Below are 21536 nucleotides of genomic sequence, written 5' to 3' on the forward strand. Positions count from 1 at the left end.
CTCAACTGTTTGATGACAAAAACTTCTAAAAACAAAAAAAGCTCCCGTTTAGAGAGCTTTGATTTGTATATAAATGATTTAACGTATCTTAGAGAGCCAGTTGCCCAAAGTCTGTACAATCTGTACTAAGAGCAAGAGGATAATCACTGTTAAAATTACGACGCTTGTATCAAAACGTTGATAACCATAAGAAATTGCTAAGTCACCAATACCACCAGCACCAACCGCACCTGCCATAGCAGTCGCGCCGATAAGGCTAATTGTAGCAGTTGTTAAGTTCAAAATAAGAGAACTGCGAGCTTCAGGTAAAATAAAGCGTGAAATAATCTGCCAAGGTGTTGCACCCATTGCTTGAGCAGATTCGATAATTCCTTCATTTACTTCAAGTAGGGAAGTTTCAATGAGTCGTCCCATATATGGTCCAACATAAATTGTTAGAGGAACGATTGCTGCCCAAGTACCAATTGATGTACCTACCAAGAACTTGGTGAGAGGAATAACTGCAATAAGCAAAATAATAAATGGGAGCGAACGCAGAGCATTCACAATTGGGTTGAGTAAATGATAAATGAATTTATTTGGCAAGATACCTTCTGGGCGAGTTACAAGCAGGATAATCCCTTGAATGAAGCCCCAAATACCACCAAATAAAAGTGCAAAGAACACCATATGAAAGGTTTCTTGTAACGCAGTTACGAACTGGTCCATAGAAAGAGAGCTATGCCAGAAAGGTTGAGTCAGTTGAGTTAACCACTGTACGATTAAATCTCTCATACTTGATCTCCTGACTGAACTACACTTACTTCATTTTTCTCTAAAAACTCGATCGCTTGACGAATCAACTGTGGGTCACCTAAAAGCTGTACAAACATTTGACCAATCACTGTGCCATTAATCTCAGTCATATTGGCAAATAAGATATTTAAACTAATATCAAATTGTTTAATAAGTGACTGAATCACAGGTTCTTGAGCGGAACGGCCTAAAAATTGTAAGCAGTAGATACTATGGTGATGCTGATTTTCTAGTTGATTTAGAATATTAACTGGCAACTGCTGATGTAAAACAGTTTGTATAAAGTTTTTAGTCGTTGGATGCTGAGGATTGCTAAAGATATCAATAGTTGAGCCTTGCTCAATCACTTTACCAGCTTCCATAACAGCAACATGGTCACAAATGGATTCAATTACATCCATTTCATGAGTAACCATGACGATGGTAATTTTCTGTTCTTGATTGATTTTCTTTAAAAGCTCTAGAACAGATTGAGTAGTTTGAGGATCTAGGGCAGATGTGGCTTCATCACATAATAAAATTTTAGGATGGTTTGCTAAAGCACGCGCAATACCGACACGTTGCTTTTGACCGCCAGACAACTCATCTGGATAAGCATCTTTTTTATGCTTAAGATCAATAAAATCTAATAACTCATTTAAGCGCTTTTCTCGTTCTGCCTTTTTGTAATTTAGCAGACGCATTGGCATTTCAATATTTTCAGCAACGGTTTTGGTTTGAAGCAAATTAAAATGCTGAAAAATCATACCAATATTTGCACGCTCCTGACGTAATGAACGCGCATCCAAAGCAGTGAAGTCCTTTTGATTAATGATAACCTGACCTTCGTTTGGTCGTTCAAGTAAATTAATCAGGCGAATTAAGGTACTTTTACCTGCACCACTATAGCCAATAATGCCGAAAATACTGCCCTCTGGAATCTCTAAATTGATTTGATCAAGTGCGCGTATGGTTTGGCTTTTGAGCTGATAGTGCTTTGAAATGTTTTTAAATTGAATCATATCGTCAGAAACTATGCTTGAAAGAAAAAACAGGCAAAGAGAATTTGCCTGTTTCACGTTGGGGCTATTATATTACTATTTAGCTTCTGAGAGATAGCTGATTGGTTGATCTACGTCAACTTTTGTTCCACCAAAGTGTTCTTCAACGTATTTTTTAACAGCTGGAGTGTGGTAAAGCTTACCAACTTTTTGCAGAACAGGATCATTTTTACGTGATTCAGCAGTTGCTAAAACGTTAACATTGAGTTTTGTACTTTGGTCAACAGGTTCAAAGAAAATAGAATCTTTGAGGACGTTTAAACCACCTTCCATTGCTAGGGTGTTACCTAATGCAACGGCATCAACTTCGTCTTTAAGACGCATTGCAGTAGCCATTTGAATTGGTTTGATATCGATCTTTTTAGGATTTTCGATAACATCAATTGGACTACCTTGAGCAGGGTTAAAGTCAGCTTTAAGTTTGATTAAGCCAGCAGTTTGTAATAGCAGTAAAGCACGGGCTTCGTTGGCAGCATCATTTGGGATTGCAATAATTGCACCTTCTGGAAGCTCTTCAACTTTTTTGTATTTACTTGAATAAATACCCATTGGCTCAAGATAAGTGGTAGAAACTGCCGCAATCTTATCTGGGTTTGAGTTGTTAAATGCAACAAGATAAGAATAAGACTGGAACGCGTTCAAATCTACTTCTTTATTTGCAATCGCTGTATTCATTGAAACGTAGTCTGTGAAGTTTTTTACTTCTAACTTCAAACCAGCAGCTTGAGTTTCAGGTAGAGTTGCAATATAACGCCAAATATCAGCATCCGAACCTGTAGAGGCAATCACTACCTTTTGTACTTTAGAACTATCATTGTTTTGTTCGGATTGTGGAGTACTTTCTTGTTTACCACATGCTGTCAATAATACTACTGACATACTTAAAAAAAGACTGATCAGCTTTTTCATTTAAAAAAGTCCTGATTGAGAAGATACAGAGCAATATTTATTGCTCTATATCCACATGAAAAGGGAGGAGTTGGAATTACAACTAGTCTAAACTCTGTTATCTTTTTCTGGGGTTCCATAATTTGCTTGCATACTTTGGCTATTCCAAAGGGTAATTGTTTAATAAACAAAAACTGTTTCCCCAAACAGTTAATCCCCAACGGTAGCCAAACGAGCGTTCATAAATCTAGAACATTAAAAAACTCTCTACAGGCATAATTTGTAGAGCAAGTCTCTATGGAAATTATTAAAACAGCAGTGTTTGTTGACAGTCACAACGTTGCGCTAATGATAACAATAAAAATGTGATTGATATAGAGGACTTTTTTCTATTTGTTGATATCTTAAGAAATCTCATAAAAATTTATGTATTTTTCTTATAGTAGGTACGAAATGAAAAACTCCCTAATTAGGGAGTTTTTCATTTTTTAACTTTTACTCAGCTTTTTCACGAGCAATAGCACGGTAACCGATGTCGCTGCGGTATTGCATACCTGTGAAGGTCACTTGTCCACAAACTTCTAAAGCATTAATTTGTGCTTCAAGAACACTGTCACCTAGAGCAGTTACGCAAAGCACACGTCCGCCAGAAGTCACAATGTGGCCATCTTCACGAGTAGCAGTACCTGCATGGAAGATTTTAGTATCTTCTGGTGATTGACCAATACCTGAAATCACATCGCCTTTACGCACGCTGTCTGGGTAGCCTTCTGCTGCAAGTACAATACCGATTGACTTACGCTCATCCCACTCTGCTTCGCTTGGTAAGTTACCCGCGATACCTGCTTCAACCAAATCAACAAGAGATGACTTTAAGCGCATCATGATTGGTTGAGTTTCAGGATCACCGAAACGGCAGTTAAATTCGATTACGCGTGGTTGACCTTGTTCATCAATCATTAAACCAGCATACAAGAAACCAGTGTAAATATGACCGTCAGCAGCCATACCATCAACAGTTGGACGCATAATTTCAGTCATCACACGTTCAAATACGTCTGGAGTTACAACTGGAGCAGGAGAGTAGGCACCCATACCGCCAGTGTTTGGTCCTTGGTCGCCTTCAAAAATACGTTTGTGATCTTGTGAAGTTGCCATTGGTAAAATATTTTTACCATCAATCATACAAATGAAAGAAGCTTCTTCACCAGCGAGGAATTGTTCAATTACGACACGTGAACCTGCATCACCAAATTTGTTGCCTGCAAGCATGTCATCAATTGCTGCAAAAGCTTCTTCGTTGGTCATTGCAACGATGACACCTTTACCTGCCGCTAGACCGTCAGCTTTAATTACAATTGGTGCGCCATTTTTTTCAACGTAAGCTTTCGCTGCATCAACTTCAGTAAATACTTCGTAAAAAGCAGTTGGAATGTTATGGCGTTTTAAAAAATGTTTAGCAAACGCTTTTGAGCCTTCAAGCTGCGCTGCATATTGAGTAGGACCCCAAATTTTTAAACCAGCTTCACGTGCAGCATCTACTACACCATTTACTAATGGTGCTTCTGGACCAACAACAATCAGCTCAACATTATTTTCTTTAGCAAAAGCAATAATTGCAGGGTTGTCCAAAATATCAAGTTGGACGTTAACGCATTTTGCTTCTGTTGCCGTTCCGGCATTACCAGGCGCAACAAAAACTTGAGTAACTTTGGTATCTTGCGCGATTTTCCATGCTAAAGCATGCTCACGACCACCACTACCTAAAACTAAAATATTCATTTTTAATTTGTTCCTTAACTTTAATCCTTTTTCATCCCCCTCTATTTCTCGAAGTGGAGAGATAGTTCCATTATTGTGGAAAACCCTCCTGAATAAAAGGAGGGTTAGGGAGGACTAAATTTAAATTAGTGGCGGAAATGGCGCATACCAGTGAAGACCATTGCAATACCAGCTTCATCAGCTGCCGCAATGACTTCTTCATCACGCATAGAACCACCCGGTTGAATGATACATTTAATGCCAGCTTTAGCTGCATTATCAATACCGTCACGGAATGGGAAGAATGCATCAGATGCCATAACAGCGCCTTCAACAACCAAACCAGCATGCTCTGCTTTAATTGCAGCAATACGCGCTGAGTTAACACGGCTCATTTGACCCGCGCCTACACCAATAGTTTGACGATTTTTTGCATAAACAATAGCGTTTGATTTTACATATTTCGCAACTTTCCATGCGAAAATAAGGTCATCAATTTCTTGTTCAGTAGGAGCACGTTTAGTAACTACTTTAAGATCATCTTTAGTGATCATGCCCAAGTCCTGGTCTTGAACAAGTAAGCCACCGTTAACGCGTTTATAGTCAAGTTGCGGAGCACGTGCATCAATTGCAGGTAATTCGCCACATACTAAAACACGAACATTTTTCTTCGCACCAGTTACCTCAAGTACGCCATCAGCAATGCTTGGAGCAATAATAACTTCGACGAATTGACGGTCAACAATTGCTTGAGCAGTTGCAACATCTAACTCACGGTTAAATGCAATAATGCCACCGAAAGCAGATTCTGGATCTGTTGCATAAGCTAAATCATAAGCAGCTTTAATACCGTCTAAAGAAACCGCAACACCACAAGGGTTAGCATGTTTTACGATGACACAAGCTGGTTTAGCAAATGATTTAACACATTCAAGTGCAGCATCTGTGTCAGCAATATTATTATAAGACAATTCTTTGCCTTGTAATTGTTTTGCTGTAGAAACAGAAGCTTCTTTTGCGTTTGCTTCAACATAGAAAGCAGCAGATTGATGTGGGTTTTCACCGTAACGTAAATCTTGTGCTTTATTTAATTGAGTGTTGAACGTACGAGGGAATAAATCAGCTTCACCTTCGGTCTTACCAACGCGAGCGCCTAAGTAAGAAGCGATCATACCGTCGTATTGAGCTGTATGTTCGAATGCTTTAACCGCTAAATCGAAGCGTGTTTCATAAGAAAGTGAACCTGTAGCTTTTAATTCGCTAATCACTGTATCGTAATCTGAAGCATTTACAACAATACCTACAGAGGCATGGTTCTTAGCAGCAGCACGTACCATTGTCGGACCACCGATGTCGATATTTTCGATAGCATCAGCAAGAGAGCAGTTAGGTTTAGCAACTGTAGCTGCAAATGGATAAAGGTTGACAACAACTAGATCGATTGGATCAATGTTGTGTTCTTGCATAACTGCTTCGTCTAGACCACGACGAGCTAAAATGCCGCCATGAATTTTTGGATGTAGTGTTTTTACACGGCCATCCATCATTTCTGGGAAACCAGTATGTTCAGATACTTCAACAACAGCAATGTTATTATCTTTAAGCAACTTGTATGTGCCGCCTGTAGATAATAATTCTACCCCTAAAGCTGCAAGGTTTTGAGCAAATTCGACAATTCCTGTTTTGTCTGATACAGAAATCAAAGCACGTTTAATAGTCATGATGTTCAAGTCAACAATTTCAAGTCTACGGATTAAAACCAATTAGAAGCATAAAAAAATGCCCACGACGTCGTGAGCATTTTATCATTTATTCACTCATTAAACCGTGAGCTTTTAACTTTTTGCGTAAAGTGCCGCGGTTTAGTCCAAGAATCTCTGCGGCACGTGTTTGGTTGCCACGAGTATATTCAAGAACTACAGATAAAAGAGGTTTCTCCATTTCTGCTAGCACCATGTCATATACCTGAGATGGTTGCTCACCTTGCAATTGTGCAAAATAATGACGAACTGCGCGATCCACGTGGATGCGAAGAGCAACATCAGATTGTGCAGTAAAAATAGGAGATTTGCTATTCATGCGAGTTAATCCGAAAATCAAATACTAGCTTGGGTAAAGTAGTATATAAATGTGGTCTAAAAATACGGAGTCCTGTTTTAGATCCTAAAACAGTGACTCTAAAACATAAGAACAATTAGCTTGCCATAAATCTTCGTATTGAGTAAAAAATAAGCGTAACAATAGTTAAATATTTGTTACAGCCCCCTCAAAAACAAAAAAAGTTAGGCTATGCGCTTAATTTAGAAAAGCACACATGCTTAACAGTATATTTTTTGAATTGAGAGCGAGGAGTATATGAGTCAAAGCTTTCGTGGCGCGTATCATACCATTGTCTAGGAAAAAGTGAGCAAATTAACTGCATTTTTTTTTATTTTTTTTTCACTTTTTTTACAAATTAGGGGTGGACAATTTCTAATCGATAATTTACTAGGCTTTTTTTGCTTTTATTTAAATCAAATTGAAATTTAAACGGTGTATTAGTTGGGATACGTTGAATGCCTCGTAAATTTTCAACCAAGTATTGTTGAGGAGTAAAAATGATCTCTTCTTGATTGCTTTCTTGACCAAAACTTAATTTTAGGTTTGGTAACTCAATACTTTTATTATTTTGATTGACTAGAACGCCAGAAAATCGAGTATGTTCTATATCTATTCTACGTAGCTTTACCTTTTCTATATAAAGAAGTTGATATTGTTCAGCTGACTTGCTGCAGTGCAGTATTTGACAGACATAATTAAATGCATGGCTAATAGCAGGGCTTTGCTGCATAAGTTTTGGGTTAAACCAGAGAATCTGAAAAGTAAAAACTAAAATCAGAATCAGATTCGCAGAACTCCAAAGTGTATAGTACAACCAGCTATGCTTTTTACCATTATCCTGTTCGGGTGAAGTTGCTTGTTCCGCTAAGTTGAGGTTGGGAAGAGCATTGATGGGCTCGTTGTGGAAGTAATTTAAATTATTTAAATATGTCAAAAGATCAATATTAGAGTTTTCAACTTTCTGATCAAAGATATCTAACACATGAGAATGAGTCATATATCGTGTTTGAATCGAGCCGTCAGCTAAAACAGATGAGTTTGTTGCTTCTGGGAGCTCAATGTTAACCAAGTTGGTAAGAGCATTAAAATTTAAATTACATTTAGGGCAACAAACCATACCCTGAGCAACAGTTAACTGGGTAAGAGAAACTTTATAAACTGTTAAACACTTAGGGCAGCGGGTTTGTTTTTCATTCATGAGTTAAATAATCTCAATTTATTGTTTTACGTTTTCCTGAAATGCGGCACCAGTTTTCTTCGCGCTTTTCGACATCTAATATATCAAAAAATTCAGAATAAACACCTGAAACATCAGCTACTTGCTCTTCAATTACACCAGCAAGTGCGAAATCACCATCAGATTTAAGTAATTTTGCAAACTCTGGCGCAAGTGCCATGAGCGGTCCTGCTAAAATATTTGCAACTAAAACGTCTGCCTGTTGAGGTTTGAATTCTTGATCGAACTCTTCAGGAAGACCCACATATAGGCGGTCTAAAACCCCATTGAGTTCTGCATTTTGTTTTGTCGCAAGAACAGCTTGAGGGTCAATATCTGTCGCATAGACTTTTTTAGCACCTAATAATAAAGCTGCAACGCCTAAAATGCCTGAACCACAACCATAATCGATAACGATTTTATCTTTTACATCGGTTTTACCTAACCATTGTAAACATAAGAATGTACTTGCATGGTTACCTGTACCAAAAGCAAGGCCTGGATCAAGTTTAATATTAGTCGCATCTGCTTCTGGTGGTTCTAACCACTCAGGTACGATCCAGAATTTTTCCCCAATTTGAATCGGTTCATAATAATCCATCCATGCACGTTCCCAAACTTGGTCTTCAAGTTCTTCATGACGCATAGGTACATCTGGAAGTTGAGCTTTTAAGAAAGCTTCTAAAGTGTCAACATCAATTGGGTCTTGTTCGTCTTGTTGATAAATACCTGTAACAATAACTTTATTCCATAAAGGTGTTTCGCCTGGTAATGGTTCAAGCAAAGCCTGATCTTCAGCATCATCCAGCGTTACGCTTACCGCACCTAGAGACATTAAAAGTGTTTCTGTGAATTCAACTTGTTCTTGATCAACGGTAATGTGTATTTGTAACCACTTCACGAAAAGGACCTAAAAATTTTATTTAAAGGTGTATTGTAGCCGACTAGAATGGTTTAAAAAAGAAAACGGCCCATCTTTAATGGACCGCTTTTTGAAAATTTCGCTGTGTTATAGAAAAATTAAAACTTTTTTCTATACCTTAGGTTCAAACTATATTAGGGAGCAGGGGCCTTAAATTGTAGTTTGCCATTTTCGTTTGGTTGGCAAGTACCATTGAAGGTTGCACCATTATGGCTGTAAGAAACCCAATCACCCTGACGCTTTTTAGCACAAGCTCTCAGTTCTTTTTGCGTTACTGATGTACCTGACTCTGCAGCATGCTTGCTTGTTTTAGCAGTATGACTCGATTTAGTAGTATGAGTCGATTTGGCATTATGATTAGTCGCAGCGTGGGTCAACGTTACGCCTGAAAAACAAAGGAGAGATGCAGTTAAGATTTTTAACATGGTCGTTTTCATTTTGTGTTCCTTCTCGTTGCGTTAATTTTAAAGTCGTAGAAGTGCTGTACGTTTTTTATTCTAGAATGAAAAATTTTTAAAAACATTCACTTTGTATTGAATTCCTGAAACAAAATGTCAAAACATGTGGCGTAGCGTAAATCATGTGATGACAATTTTGTAATTATGTACATCAATAAGCAGATAATTTTGCTATAATGTTCCGTCTTTTTTTTCTGGTGTTTTTGTACTCATGCACTATCCTAAAGTTTATGATGTTATCGTTATCGGTGGCGGTCACGCAGGTACGGAAGCGGCACTTGCTGCAGCGCGTATGGGACGACAGACTTTGCTTTTGACCCATAACATTGAGACTTTGGGTCAGATGAGCTGTAACCCAGCAATTGGTGGTATTGGTAAATCACACTTAGTACGTGAAATTGATGCACTTGGTGGTGCAATGGCATTAGCTGCCGATAAAGGCGGTATTCAATTCCGTATTTTAAACTCGCGTAAAGGTGCCGCAGTACGTGCAACACGTGCTCAGGCAGACCGTGTTCGCTATAAAGCTGCTATTCGCGAGACATTAGAAAATCAAGCAAATCTTGATATTTTCCAACAAGCGGCCGATGACCTGATTGTGGAAGGCGATACCGTTAAGGGTGTTGTGACCCAAATGGGTATTCGCTTTGATGCAAAAACTGTTGTATTGACTACAGGTACATTCTTGGGTGGTGTTATTCACGTTGGTTTAGAAAAATCAAGCGGTGGTCGTGCAGGAGATCCTCCTTCTATTGCTCTTGCTCAGCGTCTGCGTGAATTAAAACTACCAGTAGGTCGTTTAAAAACAGGTACTCCACCGCGTATTGATGCCCGTTCAGTTGACTTCTCTGTTATGACACCACAACCAGGTGACTTCCCATCTCCGGTGATGTCATTTATGGGGGATGCTTCAATGCATCCTGAACAAGTGAACTGCTATATCACACATACCAATGAAAAAACCCATGACATTATCCGTGGTGGTTTAGATCGTTCACCAATGTATACCGGGGTTATTGAGGGTGTAGGTCCACGTTACTGCCCATCAATTGAAGACAAAATTCATCGTTTTTCTGATAAAGACTCACATCAGGTGTTTTTAGAGCCAGAAGGGCTTGATACACATGAGCTTTATCCAAATGGTATTTCGACTTCATTACCATTTGATGTTCAGTTTGAACTTGTACGCTCAATTCGTGGTATGGAAAATGCCCACATTTTGCGTCCGGGCTACGCAATTGAATATGATTATTTTAATCCGCAAGCATTGAAATTTACCCTTGAAACCAAAGCTATTAACGGCTTGTATTTTGCTGGTCAAATTAATGGTACTACCGGTTATGAAGAAGCTGGTGCCCAAGGTTTACTTGCAGGTCTAAATGCTGCTCGCCGTGCGTGGGAGCAAGAAGAATGGACACCGAAACGTGACCAAGCTTATATGGGCGTATTGGTTGACGATTTGATCACCTTGGGTACGAAAGAACCATACCGCATGTTTACTTCACGTGCGGAATATCGTTTGATGTTACGTGAAGATAATGCCGATCAACGTTTAACAACTATTGGTCGTGAGCTTGGTTTAGTTGATGATGTTCGTTGGGCTGCTTATTGTGAAAAAATGGAAGCCGTTGAACGTGAAACATCTCGACTACAGCATTTGTGGGCAGCGCCTAATAACCCAATGGGTAAAAAGTTTGTCGAAATGACTGGTGCTGACTTGAGTAAAGAATGTAGTGCGATTGATTTACTCAAACGTCCTAATATTAGTTTTGCTCAAATCGCAGAACTTACGGGTTCAGAAGTTTCAGAACAAGTGGGTGAGCAAATCGAGATTGCGGTTAAATATGAAGGTTATATTAACCGTCAGCATGAAGATGTAGCTCAGTTAAAGCGTCTTGAAGAAACCAAGATTCCTGCCGATTTTGATTATGATGTTGTTTCAGGTTTATCTCGTGAAATTACTCAGAAGTTAAAAACTGTTCGTCCAGAAACACTGGCTCAAGCAAGTCGTATTCCTGGTGTTACCCCAGCTGCTGTTCAACTTGTAATGATCACGATTCGTAAAAATAACATGATTAAAAAAACAGCTTAATCATTTAAGTAATTAAAAAAGCCCAGTTAAGACTGGGCTTTTTATTTTCTGATCAAAAAATATATAGAAACTTCCTAAGGAAGAAAATAGATTTCACTTCCTTTTTTTCTTATTTCACATGTTTTAAAACGAACGTTATATTGAATTCACGTTCAAACAAGAGGGCTTTAAACATGACAATGAAATCAATTCGCTATAATGGATATGATTTGGCATGCCAATGCTCATGTTCAACATAGCGCAAAAGAAGAAGCAGATCATTTTGGTGGAGGAGAACAGAATGATCTGAAAATAAATAAAACTATAAATACCAAAATAAAATTAAGAAAATTATTATTCAAAATCTAAAGAGAACCTGACGGTTCTCTTTTTTATATCTAGTCATTTGTTATCAGGTTCAATTTCTCGTACTGCATTGTGTACTTGAACTGGTTCAATATGGAGCAACTTTTTACCGAAACTTCGTAACCACCAGACGAGTTGAGATGTAAAAGGAACAGTCGCCGTAACTTCGACAATGTTTTCTTCAATTGGAATAATTGTCTGATCTTTACTTAACTGACTTTCATAAAAAGTTTTGGCAGTTTGTTCAGTCATGGTTAAGGTGAGCTGTATCAATTCAGTAGGTTGGTTGTAATCTACCCTGAAACCTAAAGCACCCGAGTCAATATAATGATCAATATCAAAATTAACGGGGTGGAGCGCACGACTTTCTAAAACCTTAGCGGATTTGAAGCGGTGTAGGGCAAAGGTTTGTACTTCGGTTTTATCATGGCGGGTGCAAATTAAATAAATAACAGCACCTTTTTGGACCAATGCAAGCGGATTTAAAATATAAGTTTTATCTTCGCCTTGATTTACACGGGCTTGATAAACACACTCAATTTGTTTGTCTTGCAGTAAGCCTTCGTAAATTGCTTGTTGAGCAGCACGGTCGACTACAGGTGGAATCAGTGGTTGGCTTGCTGGCACAATACGGACACGATTAATCCATTGTCTTACATTATTTTGTGTAGACAGACTACGTTTTGCTAAGTCAAACCAAGGACCCATCTCATCAAGTAGACTTGGTGGGAGCAAATGTTTGAGATGTTCTTCAACCATCATAAAGGTTACTGCTTGGGAGCTTGTCATATGCGGTAAGCTTTGAATTGGTGCATCTGATTGCCATCGCCAGCCTTGAGGCACAGCTTTATTACTTTCAATTGGAAAACGCTGAGCAATTTGATTTAAATCACGCTGAATTGTCCTTAAACTGATTTCGATACCTTCACGCTCAAGCATTTCTTGCAATTCTCGAGTCCCGATCCATTTACCGGTAGGAAGGCGAGATAGAATCTGCCACTGGCGATATAAACTATTTGAAGTTTCTTTTTCTATTACAGACATAAGCGTAATACATCTATATCCAATTGCTTTGGTGTCAACACAATAAAAAAACTTTACACATTTAGCAAGTTTGTCAGATTCGGTTTATGGCACCTTTTACAATCAATGCTAAAATTTAAAAGAAAGTTATAACAACGAAAGCCAATAAGCATTATAGATATATAAGTGGCACTGAAATTGCTTATTTAAAAATGAAATATAGATAAATGATAAGACGAGGTTGCTATGTCAGAACAAGAGAAAGACCTACAAGCCGATATTGATCATTTTTTACAAGAGCAGGCGACCACCGCATTACTTAACCAGACTTCGTTTATGGACAATCTTTCGGTACAAACGAACTTATTTGAACAGTTAAAATCGCAGTTTTTTAACGAAATGCTAGACGATGTGACATCTAACGGTGCTGCTTCTAAAAAAATTGAGCAATGGTTGAGCATTCGAACTTTAGATGAGCTTAAGCAGTTAAATGCGGAGGCCAAACAACATTTTCTCTATCACGGTATTATATTTAATGTTTACGGCGATAAAGAGGGTGCAGAGCGAACCATTCCCTTTGATTTAATCCCGAGGGTAATTGAAAAAAAACAGTGGGAGAAAATAGCAGCTGGATGTGCACAGCGAGTTAAAGCTTTAAACTATTTTTTAGATGATATTTATCATGGACAACATATTTTAAAGGAACAGTTAATTCCAGAAAATCATATTATTTGTCATGAGGCTTTTCAGCCACACATGCTCAAGCACAAGCTTAAAGGTAAAATTTATTCTCAAATTAGCGGTATAGATATTATACGAGATGGCGAAGGTGAATTTTTTGTACTAGAAGATAATTTAAGAACACCTTCTGGCGTCTCTTATATGATTGAATGTAGAAATATTAGTCAGCAACTCATGCCTGAACTTTGTGCTGCAAATAATTTGCAAGGCATTGAACATTACCCAAGCTTATTAAAAGAAATACTTCAAGAAAACTCAGAGGTTGATTGTCCTTTTATCGTAGTTTTAACACCAGGGCGTTTTAATAGTGCTTATTACGAACATGCCTTTTTGGCGCGTGAAATGGATGTGCCACTGGTTACTAACCAAGATTTATTTGTAGAAAATGATCAAGTTTTTGTAAAAACAATTCGTGGACGTCAAAAGGTTGATGTGATTTATCGTCGGTTAGATGATGATTTTTTAGATCCGCTTGCCTTTAGACCTGATAGTGCCCTAGGGGTAGCAGGTCTTATGTCCGCTTATTTACAAAAAAATGTAGTGATTGCAAATGCACCTGGTACTGGTGTAGCCGATGATAAATCGATTTATCCGTATGTTGATCAGATGATTCAATATTATTTAGGTGAAACACCAATTCTGAAGAATGTCCCTACTTATCAGTGCCGCGAAAAGGAACATTTAGACTATGTATTGTCTCATCTAGATCAATTAGTGATTAAGGAAGCTCAAGGATCTGGTGGTTATGGCATGTTAATTGGTCCTAAGGCGAGTTCATGTGAAATTGATGAATTTAGAAAAAAATTGATTGCTACACCACACGAATATATTGCACAGCCAACATTAGCTTTATCTGTTGCACCGACTTTAACGACATCAGGAGTGGCTGAGCGCCACATCGACTTACGTCCTTTTGTATTGAGTTCCCCATATCGCACTGAAATTGTACCGGGAGGCTTAACACGAGTGGCCATGCAAGCAGGATCTTTAGTCGTAAATTCCTCACAAGGAGGAGGCATTAAAGATACATGGGTCGTTGAAACGCTACATTCCTAATAGTCGGTTAAAGAGGAAATTTATGGTTTTACTCAATTCGAGTGCACACCACATTTATTGGTTGGGCCGTTATTTAATGCGGATTAAATTTGCTGTATCACATTTACCATTTACCGATGATGAAAAAGCAACTCAATTTGCAGCGGCATTTGGACTGGTCATTGAGCAAGCAGAATTACTGAACTGCTATATGTTGGATACGAAACAAACATATTCATTACTGAACCAGTTCATGATTGCTAAAGATAATATTCAAGAATTAAGAGGGATACTATCTTCTAGCGCTTATGCCGAACTGAATCATGCGATTAAGTCACTTCAAGCTCATCCTGATTCATTAAATAAAGCTTTAGCTCAATGTAATCAAATACTTGATTCTGAAAATGAAGATATAGCCTTATTTCTGAATTTAGGAAAGAAAGTAGAGCAATTAGATATACAACTACGTTTTCAGCAAGACCTTACGGGACTTTTACAAGAGCTAGAAAAATTGCTTCAACGGCTGAATGACTTAGGATGGGAGAAGCTAAATCAATCTTGGCAATTATTAAAAGATCATCCGTCTTGGGATGCTTATTATAATTTTACTCAGCAGCTAGAATACATGTTCGAGGTATGATTATGAAATTGATGATTAATCATCAAACGCATTATAAATATACTGAAACTGCTAAAAACAGTATTCAGTATATTAAGATGATGCCTCAAACATCGCTGCATCAACATGTTGTGAATTGGGCAATCAGTGTGCCAGGTGATAAGACACTCAAAAGAGATATTTTTAATAATATTTGGTTAACCGCTACGCAGCGTTATGAATACCAACATCTTACTTTTATGGCGCAGGGTATTGTTGAGCTTTTAAATACAGAGATAGGTGGAGTAGATGTACCTATACCATCAAAAATATTTCTTCAAAGTACAGCGGCCACTCAATATGATTCTGAAATGTTGGATTTTGCCCAGAAAATTGTAACCGTCAAAGATCGACAACACATTGCTTTGCTCAGTGAAAATATTCTGCAAAAGATGCCATATCAACCAGATAGTACATCTGTTCATACGACTGCCACGCAAGCCTTTCATGCAGCTCAAGGAGTATGTCAAGATCATGCACATGTTTTAATCGCCATGTGTCGTGCGTTACAATTACCAGCACGTTATGTCTCTGGTTATTTATTTGATCAAAATTATCCGCACCTTGCCAGTCACGCTTGGGCGGAGGTATTTTTAGATAATCAGTGGTATTGTTTTGATGTAAGCAATCAATTGTTTACGCCAAAGCATCATATTTATCTCGCAATTGGACGGGACTATCTTGATGTTGCCCCAATTAGAGGTGTGCGAGAACAGGGTGGTATTGAAAATATGATGTCTGTGGTTCAAGTGTTGGCTTGTTGAATGTAAAGAGAACGAAATGACCTATTGTTGTGCGCTGAGATTAGAACAGGGTTTGGTGTTTATAAGTGACACTCGAACTAATGCAGGGGTCGATCATATTTCTGTATTTCGTAAGCTTCATACTTTCGGTGTAACGGGAGAGCGTTTTATTGCCTTGCAAACAGCAGGTAATTTAGCAACGACACAAGCGGTTATCGGGCATTTGCAAAATGCGCTTACTTTGCAGCAAGAGCCTAATTTATATAGTATTAATACAATGTTTGAAGTGGCTGATTTAGTCGGTAAAACTTTAAAAAATGTTTTAGAAGATATTAGCTCAGATACTCAAGAACAAATGAATTATGCGTGTAGTATTTTGGTGGGTGGACAAATTAAAGGCGGTGATATGCAGCTTTATAATGTTTATCCGCAAGGTAATTTTATTTGTGCTACAACCGACACGCCTTACTTTCAAATTGGTGAAAGTAAATATGGTAAGCCTATTTTAGATCGTGCTTTATATTATGCAATGCCGTTAGATGATGCTCTACGCTGTAGTTTAATCTCATTTGACTCAACATTACGTTCTAATGTTTCGGTAGGTTTACCATTAGATGCCTTGGTCTATAGCAGAGATAGTTTTGTGATTCCTATGGGTAAACGAATTAGTGAAGACGATCCGTATTTTTCACAAATTAGCCGTCAATGGTCGGATACTTTACGTCGTGGTTTACAGGAAATGCCTAAACCTACAGATGATTATTGGCGTTAAAAGGTATTTCAAATAAAAAAAATCCAAGCAAGCTTGGATTTTTTTATTTACTAAATTATTAAGTACTTTGGCGGACTGGACGAGTGCTTAAGCGGCAAAGTAATTCATAACCAATTGTGCCGTTAGCTTCAGCAACGTCATCAACTAAACGATGATTACCCCAAAGTTCCACTTGGGTACCAATTTTTATCTGAGTATTTGTGACATCAATCGCTATCATATCCATACTTACACGTCCTACAACTGGACAAAGTTTGCCATCAATAGCGACAAAATTTTGCTTAACATAAGCTCTTGGATAACCATCACCATAGCCAATAGAAACTATGGCAATATCCATAGCCTGTTGGGCGCAAAAAGTTGAACCATAACCCACATGTTCACCAGCTTGAATATGGTTTAACGCGATAACTTCTGCTGTGAAAGTCATGACTGGTTTTAAATCAAGCTCATGTACTGTTTTATCTGCAAAAGGTGAAGCACCATAGAGCATAATACCCGGTCGTACATAGTCAAAATTCAGTTCTGGCCATTTAAAAATAGCCGCTGAATTACAGCAAGATGCTAAAACTGGTTCACAAGCTTGTTTTACTTGCAAAAATTGCTGTTTTTGTTGTTCATTTAAAGGATGGTCTACATCTGCATTGGCAAAATGCATAGCAAGTACACAGGTAAATCCTTCAGATTTTAAAGTTTTAATGACTTCAATAATTTCTGGGTTTTTAAAACCTAAACGATTCATACCGCTATTTAATTTAACCCATACTTTTAAGCCTTGGGCAATGTATGCTTGTTTGTGTTTAATTAACCATTCAAACTGTTGTGGATGATGAATGACACATTCAAATTTTTGCTCAATTGCGACGGGCATTTCATCTTCAGAAAATACGCCTTCAATTAAAGTAACTGGTTGTTCGAAACCAAGTTCACGGATTTCTAATCCTTCTTGTAGGCAGGCGACACCAAAGGCATCTGAGGCATTTAAGGCTGCTAAACAGTCTTTGACTCCATGTTCGTAAGCATTGGCTTTTACCATACTTACGATTTTTGAATTTGCTGCGAGTTGTTTGACACGGTTTAAATTATATTGAAGCGCTTGGCGATCAATATAAACTGTTGCTTGACGCACCCTCATTTACTCCTTTGGGCTAGAGATAGAGTTTATTCTTCATCATCATATTGGCTGTAATACTCAGGAGAGAGATTACTAAAACGAGTATATTGGCCTTCAAAGGCAAGACGAACGGTACCAATAGGGCCGTTACGCTGTTTACCAATGATAATTTCTGCGGTGCCTGCTTCTTTAGATTCTTTGTTATAGACTTCATCACGGTAAATGAACATGATTAAGTCGGCATCCTGTTCAATCGCACCCGATTCACGTAAGTCGGACATTACTGGGCGTTTATTTGGACGGTTTTCCAGACTTCGGTTAAGCTGGGAAAGTGCAATCACAGGACAGTGCATTTCTTTTGCCAAGGCTTTTAAGCTTCGTGAAATTTCCGAGATCTCGCCAACACGGTTATCACCCATACCCGGAACTTTCATGAGCTGTAAATAGTCGACCATGATACAGCCAATTTTACCATCATGCATTTTTGCAATACGTCTAGCTCGGGCACGAACCTCTGTTGGTGGTAAAGCTGACGAATCATCAATATATAAATGCATTTGTTGAAGCTGCAAAATAGTACCAGTAACTTTAGTCCACTCATCTGCATCTAAATTACCTGAACGTAAATGTCCTTGGTGAACTTTACCCATTGCAGAGATTAGACGCATTGCAATTGAATCAGCTGGCATCTCCATAGAGAATACGAGAGCAGGAAGTTTATTGTATTGCAAAACACTTTCAACCAAGTTCATGGCAAAGGTAGTTTTACCCATAGACGGGCGTGCCGCGACAATAATTAAGTCTCCAGGTTGCATACCGGAAGTTTTATTATCGAGTTCTAAGAAGCCAGTAGTTAAACCAGTAATATTGCCATCGAGTTTTGAAAGTTCATCAAGTTTACTAATTACATCGGCTGTTACAGAGCTAATTGCTTTAGGGCCAGAATCTTTTTTATTGTTATTGTGCTGTTCAGCTAAAGAGAAAATACTGGTTTCGGCTAAATCTAAAATTTCACTAACACCACGCCCTTTTGTGTCATAAGCATTTTGTAAAATTTCAGTACTTACCTTGATCATACTGCGTAGTGTAGAGAATTCTTTAATTTTGGTTGCATAGGTTTCAAGGTTATAGAAACTTGAAGGTGAATCAGCCATAAGCTGCATTAAATATTCTTCACCACCAATAGCATCAAGTAAGTTTTGTTTTAAAAGCCAGTCATTCACTAATACCGCATCATAAGGTGAATTTTCCTGCGCTAATTTTTCAATTGCACGGTAAATATATTTATGACGAGTGGCATAAAAATCATTTTCTTTGAGTAGGTCACTGATTTGTTCAAAAGATTCAGCAACGGTCATCAATGCAGCAAGCACTGCTTGTTCAATGGCTAAATTGTGTGGGGGAGTGCGAAACTCTTTAAGTTGGCCTGATTCACTCGTCTTATTTTCTGTTGGAGATGAAAGCGTTAAAGAAGTGGCATTCGCCTGAGACATAATTAGACCTGATGATAAAATGTGTGCACAAAAAAGGGTTTTAAGCCGAGAACTATCTTAAAACAAAAATAAATAAACTACCTAATTAAAAAACCAATTAAACTGAAGAACTGATCAGGAATTAATATATCTAATTTTATTTCATAAATTTAAGAGATAAAAAAAGAGCATGCGTGAGCATGCTCTTTTTTTGATGAGAAATTACTCAGATACGATAGTAACGAGAACTTCTGCAACAACATCATGATGCAATTGGATTGCGATGTTGAATTCACCAGTGTGACGAAGCGCACCGTTTGGTAAACGAACTTCTGCACGGTCAACTGTAAGACCAGCATTCGTTAACGCGTCAGCGATGTCACGAGTACCGATAGAACCGAAGAGTTTACCTTCGTCACCAGCTTTAGCAGTGATAACGATGTTAACTTCATTCAATTGTTCAGCACGTGCTTGAGCAGCAGCTAATACTTCAGCTTCTTGCTTCTCAAGTTCAGCACGACGAGCTTCAAAAGCAGCAGTGTTAGCTTCAGTAGCTGCAACTGCTTTACCTTGAGGGATAAGGAAGTTACGGCCGTAACCAGCTTTAACTGATACTTTATCGCCTAATTTACCAAGGTTCTTAATGCGTTGTAATAAGATAACGTCCACAGATCACCTCACTTATGGTTGTCAGTGTACGGAATCAAAGACAAATAGCGAGCTTGTTTGATAGCAAGTGCTAATTGACGTTGATAACGAGCTTTAGTACCAGTGATACGGCTAGGAACAATCTTGCCGTTTTCAGTGATGTACTGTTTTAAAGTGTCGATATCTTTGTAGTCGATGTACGCAACATTCTCAGCTGTAAAGCGGCAGAACTTGCGACGACGGTAAAAACGTGCCATTGATGTTCTCCTTATTCAGCTTCTTGAGCAACTTGCTGTGCTTCTTCGCGTTGAGCTTTACGCGCACGCTTTTCTTCAGCACTCTTAGCAAGCAATGACTCTTCAGTGATTGCGTGTTCACGACGGATGATAAGGTTACGAATGATCGCGTCGTTATAACGGAATAATTCTTCTAACTCATCAAGCGTAGTTTGACCACATTCAACATTCATAAGAATGTAGTGCGCTTTGTGAATTTTGTTAATTGGGTAAGCCAATTGACGACGGCCCCAATCTTCTAAACGGTGAATTTGACCATCAGCTTCTTTGATCTGAGAGATATAGCGTTCAACCATACCTACAACTTGATCGCTTTGGTCTGGATGTACCAAAAGTACGATTTCGTAATGACGCATTGTCAGCTCCTTACGGTTTAAACAGCCCCTAAAAAATTAGAAGCAAGGAGTCATAGCTAAAATATAAATAGCTACGTCGCAAAAAATGCGAAGGCTGAATTATAGGTAAAAATTAGACTAAAAACAAATCTTTTGATAAGAAATATGAAAAGTTGTTTTTGAGGAGGAAATCCTCCCTTAATTAAAAGAGAGGAAGATTTGGAGCAGGGGATTGATAGGTAAAGCTAAAGCTCAAACTTAACAGGGTAATTAATATGACCGAGTAGAGGAAAAAACGTTTAGCCCAAAGTTGATCGTTTTCGGCTTTGAATCCAATAATCGATAAATAGAACCAGTATGCAGTTAAAGCATTAAAGGTAATTAAAAAGAATACATTGGTATAACCAAAACAATATAACCCATTCAAAACAGCTGCAAATAACAGGATATATATTACACATTCAATTTTCGTACGATAAATAGAACGTGCTACAGGCAAAATTGGAATTCCTGCATTTTTGTAATCATCAAAACGATAAATTGCAATTGCCCAAGAGTGAGGCATTTGCCATAAACCGTATGCTAAAAACAAAAGCAAGGCTGCCACATCAAATTGATGAGTTACCGCTGTATAACCAATAACAGGAGGACTCGCTCCGGAGATACTACCAATAACGGTTTGATGGATTGAGGTACGTTTGGTCCACAAGCTATAAAAACCGACATAGACAACAAAACCAATTACTGCAAACAAAAATGCGTAACCATTTACACCAAACCACAAAATGCTAAAACCAATTATCCCAAGTACAAACGCATATATAAGCGCAACAGTAGGAGAGATGGTTTTTTTAACAAGTGCGCGGTTTTGAGTGCGCTGCATCTTTGTATCAATATCTTGATCAATAACATTATTGACGACACAACCTGATGCAACGACTAACGTTGTTCCAATGAGAGTGAGCAATAATAATAAGATGTCTATAGAGCCTTGGGCGGCTAAGAAGAAGCCGCCCAAAGTGGTAACGAAATTACCGAAGAGAATTCCTGGTTTAGTCAGGAATAAATACTTTTTCAACATG

Annotated in this window: 22 protein-coding genes; 6 read left to right on the forward strand and 16 right to left on the reverse strand. The window is 38.2% G+C overall.

Features of this window, described 5'->3' with window-relative positions; translation table 11 throughout:
• Window positions 1-78: 78 nt before the first annotated feature.
• The 9 genes from J678_RS05575 to J678_RS05615 form a co-directional block, all read right to left on the reverse strand.
• Entirely contained in the window at window positions 79-774 is a 696-nt protein-coding gene (locus J678_RS05575) for a methionine ABC transporter permease (protein WP_002049205.1), read from the reverse strand.
• On the reverse strand, window positions 771-1796 hold the full coding sequence (locus tag J678_RS05580; RefSeq protein ID WP_002049347.1) for a methionine ABC transporter ATP-binding protein: 1026 nt from the start codon (window positions 1794-1796) through the stop codon (window positions 771-773). The genes J678_RS05575 and J678_RS05580 overlap by 4 nt, the downstream gene beginning before the upstream one ends.
• A 75-nt stretch (window positions 1797-1871) precedes the next feature.
• The gene (locus J678_RS05585; RefSeq protein ID WP_017393565.1) at window positions 1872-2744 is read right to left on the reverse strand and encodes a MetQ/NlpA family ABC transporter substrate-binding protein; all 873 of its coding nucleotides are present in this window, start codon (window positions 2742-2744) and stop codon (window positions 1872-1874) included.
• A gap of 474 nt (window positions 2745-3218) precedes the next feature.
• On the reverse strand, window positions 3219-4505 hold the full coding sequence (gene purD / locus J678_RS05590; protein ID WP_017393567.1) for a phosphoribosylamine--glycine ligase: 1287 nt from the start codon (window positions 4503-4505) through the stop codon (window positions 3219-3221).
• A 125-nt stretch (window positions 4506-4630) separates the two neighbouring features.
• Complete coding sequence (purH, locus tag J678_RS05595) at window positions 4631-6205, reverse strand: bifunctional phosphoribosylaminoimidazolecarboxamide formyltransferase/IMP cyclohydrolase (protein WP_004708032.1); 1575 nt, start codon at window positions 6203-6205, stop codon at window positions 4631-4633.
• 88 nt (window positions 6206-6293) lie between these two features.
• The gene (gene fis / locus J678_RS05600) at window positions 6294-6563 is read right to left on the reverse strand and encodes a DNA-binding transcriptional regulator Fis (protein ID WP_001086304.1); all 270 of its coding nucleotides are present in this window, start codon (window positions 6561-6563) and stop codon (window positions 6294-6296) included.
• Between the two features lie 376 nt (window positions 6564-6939).
• The gene (locus J678_RS05605) at window positions 6940-7782 is read right to left on the reverse strand and encodes a zinc-ribbon and DUF3426 domain-containing protein (protein ID WP_017393568.1); all 843 of its coding nucleotides are present in this window, start codon (window positions 7780-7782) and stop codon (window positions 6940-6942) included.
• A gap of 13 nt (window positions 7783-7795) precedes the next feature.
• Window positions 7796-8701, reverse strand: coding sequence for a 50S ribosomal protein L11 methyltransferase (gene prmA, locus J678_RS05610; RefSeq protein WP_017393569.1), 906 nt, complete (start codon window positions 8699-8701; stop codon window positions 7796-7798).
• A gap of 155 nt (window positions 8702-8856) precedes the next feature.
• The gene (locus J678_RS05615) at window positions 8857-9159 is read right to left on the reverse strand and encodes a hypothetical protein (protein WP_002049150.1); all 303 of its coding nucleotides are present in this window, start codon (window positions 9157-9159) and stop codon (window positions 8857-8859) included.
• Between the two features lie 232 nt (window positions 9160-9391).
• Here J678_RS05615 and mnmG point away from each other — a divergent pair, with 232 nt between their 5' ends.
• Together mnmG and J678_RS23655 are read left to right on the forward strand one after the other, a co-directional pair.
• Window positions 9392-11272 (forward strand): tRNA uridine-5-carboxymethylaminomethyl(34) synthesis enzyme MnmG, encoded by a 1881-nt coding sequence (mnmG, locus tag J678_RS05620; RefSeq protein WP_002049310.1) that lies wholly within the window; start codon window positions 9392-9394, stop codon window positions 11270-11272.
• Between the two features lie 198 nt (window positions 11273-11470).
• Window positions 11471-11620, forward strand: coding sequence for a hypothetical protein (locus J678_RS23655; protein ID WP_017393570.1), 150 nt, complete (start codon window positions 11471-11473; stop codon window positions 11618-11620).
• 33 nt (window positions 11621-11653) lie between these two features.
• Here the strand turns inward: J678_RS23655 and J678_RS23745 are convergent, their stop codons facing one another.
• Entirely contained in the window at window positions 11654-12661 is a 1008-nt protein-coding gene (locus J678_RS23745) for a helix-turn-helix transcriptional regulator (RefSeq protein ID WP_017393571.1), read from the reverse strand.
• 225 nt (window positions 12662-12886) lie between these two features.
• Between J678_RS23745 and J678_RS05630 the strand changes: the two genes are divergently transcribed.
• Genes J678_RS05630 through J678_RS05645 form a run of 4 tightly spaced genes read left to right on the forward strand, consistent with a single transcriptional unit; the run spans window position 12887 to window position 16589 of the window.
• Complete coding sequence (locus tag J678_RS05630; RefSeq protein ID WP_017393572.1) at window positions 12887-14437, forward strand: circularly permuted type 2 ATP-grasp protein; 1551 nt, start codon at window positions 12887-12889, stop codon at window positions 14435-14437.
• A 22-nt stretch (window positions 14438-14459) separates the two neighbouring features.
• Entirely contained in the window at window positions 14460-15056 is a 597-nt protein-coding gene (locus J678_RS05635) for an alpha-E domain-containing protein (RefSeq protein WP_017393573.1), read from the forward strand.
• 2 nt (window positions 15057-15058) lie between these two features.
• Window positions 15059-15838 carry a transglutaminase family protein gene (locus J678_RS05640; RefSeq protein ID WP_025466147.1) on the forward strand — a complete coding sequence of 260 codons (780 nt, stop codon included), beginning with the start codon at window positions 15059-15061 and terminating at the stop codon, window positions 15836-15838.
• 16 nt (window positions 15839-15854) lie between these two features.
• The gene (locus J678_RS05645) at window positions 15855-16589 is read left to right on the forward strand and encodes a proteasome-type protease (RefSeq protein WP_002049189.1); all 735 of its coding nucleotides are present in this window, start codon (window positions 15855-15857) and stop codon (window positions 16587-16589) included.
• A 58-nt stretch (window positions 16590-16647) separates the two neighbouring features.
• Here the strand turns inward: J678_RS05645 and alr are convergent, their stop codons facing one another.
• The 6 genes from alr to cyoE form a co-directional block, all read right to left on the reverse strand.
• A complete protein-coding gene (gene alr, locus J678_RS05650) occupies window positions 16648-17718 on the reverse strand; it encodes an alanine racemase (protein ID WP_031955743.1) in 1071 nt (356 codons plus the stop codon).
• 32 nt (window positions 17719-17750) lie between these two features.
• Window positions 17751-19196, reverse strand: a complete 1446-nt coding sequence (gene dnaB / locus J678_RS05655) for a replicative DNA helicase (RefSeq protein WP_002049228.1) — start codon at window positions 19194-19196, stop codon at window positions 17751-17753.
• 201 nt (window positions 19197-19397) lie between these two features.
• Complete coding sequence (gene rplI, locus J678_RS05660; protein ID WP_000382591.1) at window positions 19398-19844, reverse strand: 50S ribosomal protein L9; 447 nt, start codon at window positions 19842-19844, stop codon at window positions 19398-19400.
• Between the two features lie 8 nt (window positions 19845-19852).
• Entirely contained in the window at window positions 19853-20080 is a 228-nt protein-coding gene (gene rpsR, locus J678_RS05665; protein WP_000090661.1) for a 30S ribosomal protein S18, read from the reverse strand.
• An 11-nt stretch (window positions 20081-20091) separates the two neighbouring features.
• Window positions 20092-20475, reverse strand: coding sequence for a 30S ribosomal protein S6 (gene rpsF, locus J678_RS05670; protein ID WP_002049107.1), 384 nt, complete (start codon window positions 20473-20475; stop codon window positions 20092-20094).
• Between the two features lie 181 nt (window positions 20476-20656).
• On the reverse strand, window positions 20657-21535 hold the full coding sequence (cyoE, locus tag J678_RS05675; protein WP_004886446.1) for a heme o synthase: 879 nt from the start codon (window positions 21533-21535) through the stop codon (window positions 20657-20659).
• Window position 21536 lies beyond the last annotated feature (1 nt).

Origin of the sequence: Acinetobacter sp. 1424608 (assembly GCF_000588255.1) — a bacterium.
GTDB classification, from domain to species: domain Bacteria; phylum Pseudomonadota; class Gammaproteobacteria; order Pseudomonadales; family Moraxellaceae; genus Acinetobacter; species Acinetobacter nosocomialis.

Coding starts and splice junctions, on each gene's coding strand:
- J678_RS05575 (WP_002049205.1), bottom strand. CDS start 774: ATGAGAGATTTAATCGTACAGTGGTTAACTCAACTGACTCAACCTTTC.
- J678_RS05580 (WP_002049347.1), bottom strand. CDS start 1,796: ATGATTCAATTTAAAAACATTTCAAAGCACTATCAGCTCAAAAGCCAA.
- J678_RS05585 (WP_017393565.1), bottom strand. CDS start 2,744: ATGAAAAAGCTGATCAGTCTTTTTTTAAGTATGTCAGTAGTATTATTG.
- purD (WP_017393567.1), bottom strand. CDS start 4,505: ATGAATATTTTAGTTTTAGGTAGTGGTGGTCGTGAGCATGCTTTAGCA.
- purH (WP_004708032.1), bottom strand. CDS start 6,205: ATGACTATTAAACGTGCTTTGATTTCTGTATCAGACAAAACAGGAATT.
- fis (WP_001086304.1), bottom strand. CDS start 6,563: ATGAATAGCAAATCTCCTATTTTTACTGCACAATCTGATGTTGCTCTT.
- J678_RS05605 (WP_017393568.1), bottom strand. CDS start 7,782: ATGAATGAAAAACAAACCCGCTGCCCTAAGTGTTTAACAGTTTATAAA.
- J678_RS05615 (WP_002049150.1), bottom strand. CDS start 9,159: ATGAAAACGACCATGTTAAAAATCTTAACTGCATCTCTCCTTTGTTTT.
- mnmG (WP_002049310.1), top strand. CDS start 9,392: ATGCACTATCCTAAAGTTTATGATGTTATCGTTATCGGTGGCGGTCAC.
- J678_RS23655 (WP_017393570.1), top strand. CDS start 11,471: ATGGATATGATTTGGCATGCCAATGCTCATGTTCAACATAGCGCAAAA.
- J678_RS23745 (WP_017393571.1), bottom strand. CDS start 12,661: ATGTCTGTAATAGAAAAAGAAACTTCAAATAGTTTATATCGCCAGTGG.
- J678_RS05630 (WP_017393572.1), top strand. CDS start 12,887: ATGTCAGAACAAGAGAAAGACCTACAAGCCGATATTGATCATTTTTTA.
- J678_RS05635 (WP_017393573.1), top strand. CDS start 14,460: ATGGTTTTACTCAATTCGAGTGCACACCACATTTATTGGTTGGGCCGT.
- J678_RS05640 (WP_025466147.1), top strand. CDS start 15,059: ATGAAATTGATGATTAATCATCAAACGCATTATAAATATACTGAAACT.
- J678_RS05645 (WP_002049189.1), top strand. CDS start 15,855: ATGACCTATTGTTGTGCGCTGAGATTAGAACAGGGTTTGGTGTTTATA.
- dnaB (WP_002049228.1), bottom strand. CDS start 19,196: ATGTCTCAGGCGAATGCCACTTCTTTAACGCTTTCATCTCCAACAGAA.
- rpsR (WP_000090661.1), bottom strand. CDS start 20,080: ATGGCACGTTTTTACCGTCGTCGCAAGTTCTGCCGCTTTACAGCTGAG.
- rpsF (WP_002049107.1), bottom strand. CDS start 20,475: ATGCGTCATTACGAAATCGTACTTTTGGTACATCCAGACCAAAGCGAT.
- cyoE (WP_004886446.1), bottom strand. CDS start 21,535: ATGTTGAAAAAGTATTTATTCCTGACTAAACCAGGAATTCTCTTCGGT.